This is a genomic window from Candidatus Neomarinimicrobiota bacterium (assembly GCA_041862535.1).
Classification (GTDB): domain Bacteria; phylum Fidelibacterota; class Marinisomatia; order SCGC-AAA003-L08; family TS1B11.
This window is the reverse complement of sequence record JBGVTM010000072.1, coordinates 1-2,075: the sequence shown is the minus strand read 5'-3', so window position 1 is coordinate 2,075 and position 2,075 is coordinate 1. Positions and strand designations below refer to the sequence as shown.

Genomic DNA, 2,075 nt, shown 5'->3' with positions numbered 1-2,075 from the left:
CTATGGGCAGCGGGAATGCTCCTAGCGCTTCCACCAGTTTACTCTCGTCCACAATACAGACGAACTGCCGGCTGGCCGCTACCACGATCTTCTCCCTCGTGAGCGCCCCACCACCACCTTTGATCAGCTCCAGTCGGCTAGTGGCCTCGTCGGCGCCGTCGATATAGAGCGCTACCTCGTCCACATCGTTCAGATCATACACCGGGATGCCGAGAGCCTTAAGCCGTTCAGCGGTGGCAATCGAGCTGGCCACGGCGCCCTGGATTCGGTCCTTGACCCCGGTGAGGGCATTAATGAAGTGACTCGTGGTCGAGCCCGTTCCTACGCCTAGGATCATGCCGGGTCCGATATAACCCAGGGCCGCCTCGGCAGCGGCGCGTTTCAGGTCTTCTCTGGTCATGGTCTCCTCATCCCAGCCACAGCTGCCTATCCAGTGACCGGTACTGGATAGCTTCGGCCAGGTGCGGCGTCTGGATCCCATCACTGCCGGCGATGTCGGCGATGGTGCGGCTCACCTTGATGATGCGGTCGTAGGCCCGTGCCGACAACCCCAGGCGGTTGATAGCGGTCGTCAGCAGCTCTTCCCCATCGGCGGGAATGGGACAGTAGCGCTTGAGGGCTTTGCTCTCCATGTGGGCGTTGGCATACATATGGGGTTCCTCCCGGAAGCGCTGCCGCTGCCGCTCCCGGGCCGCCTCCACCCGGTCCCGGATTAACTCCGACCGCTCGCCGCTGCTCTTGGCCGCCAGTTCCTCAATCTTCACTGCCGGCACCTCGATGTGGATATCGATACGGTCCAGCAACGGCCCCGAGATGCGGCTCATGTAGCGCTGGATGGCCGGCGGCGTGCAGCTGCACTCGTTGCGCGGATCGGTGGCATAGCCGCAGGGACAGGGGTTCATGGCCGCTACCAGCATGATGCTGGCCGGGTAGGTTACTGACACTTTGGCCCGGGAAATGGTCACATACCCCGCCTCCAGCGGCTGACGGAGCACCTCCAGCACATTCTTGCGGAACTCAGGCAGCTCGTCCAGGAACAGCACGCCGTGATGGGCCAGGCTCACCTCACCCGGCCTCGGTATCGTGCCACCCCCTACCAGTCCGGCGTCGGAGATGGTGTGATGCGGCGAGCGGAAGGGGCGCTGGCCGATAATACCGACACCGGGAGGCAGCGTGCCTGCCACTGAATGAATCTTGGTCGTCTCCAAAGCCTCTTCGAGGGACAACATGGGCAGGATGGTCGGTATGCGCTGGGCTACCATCGTCTTACCACTGCCGGGAGGGCCGATCATAATGGCGTTGTGGCTCCCAGCCGCCGCCACTTCCACCGCCCGTTTGGCGTGTTCCTGCCCCTTCACGTCGCTGAAGTCAATATGAGCAGCCCGAGCCTGCTGCAACAGCGATATGCCCTCCACCCTGACCGGCTCCAGCTCGGCCTCGCCATTGAGAAGGGCGATCACCTCCTGGAGATTCTCTAGCGCCCCCACCTGGATATTTTCCACCAGGGCCGCCTCGGTCCCGTTCGCCGTCGGTACCAGGATGGTTTTGTATCCCTCCTTGCGAGCCGCCAGGGTAATGGGCAATACTCCCTTGACAATCCTTAAGGCACCATCCAGGCCCAGTTCGCCAACCAGAATGGTCCGCTCCAGGGCAGCCTGGGGGACATAACCCAGCGCGCAGAGGATACCCAGGGCGATGGGGAGGTCGAAGGCGCTTCCTTCCTTGCGAATGTCCGCCGGCGCCAGGTTAACGGTGGTGCGCTTCTGGGGGATTCTGAAGCCGGAATTCTTCAGCGCCGCCATGACCCGCTCCTTGCTCTCCCGGACGGCCCCCTCCGGCAGGCCCACGGTGGTAAAACTGGGCGGCACCACGTTGTCCAGGTGGCACTCAACCTTGACGATGTAGGCGTCTACACCGAGGACGGCGGCGGAGTAGGTATGGGATAAGAGTGCGGAGGCCACCGTCAACCAGAAAGTGCCGGGCTGCCTTGAGGCGAGCAAGGAAACACGCCAACTATAACTTCAGGGATATCAGGAAGGTCTGCGGCTCGAGCTGGCATAATCCCTAATCCGATC

The 2,075-nt window shown here is 62.5% G+C and carries 2 protein-coding genes; both read right to left on the bottom strand.

Annotated elements, in window-relative coordinates; all coding sequences use genetic code 11:
* A partial coding sequence (gene rpiA / locus ACETWG_03035) for a ribose 5-phosphate isomerase A (protein ID MFB0515564.1) occupies positions 1–400 on the bottom strand: 400 nt, incomplete at its 3' end.
* A gap of 7 nt (positions 401–407) precedes the next feature.
* Positions 408–2,000, bottom strand: a complete 1,593-nt coding sequence (locus tag ACETWG_03030) for a YifB family Mg chelatase-like AAA ATPase (GenBank protein MFB0515563.1) — start codon at positions 1,998–2,000, stop codon at positions 408–410.
* Positions 2,001–2,075: the final 75 nt, after the last annotated feature.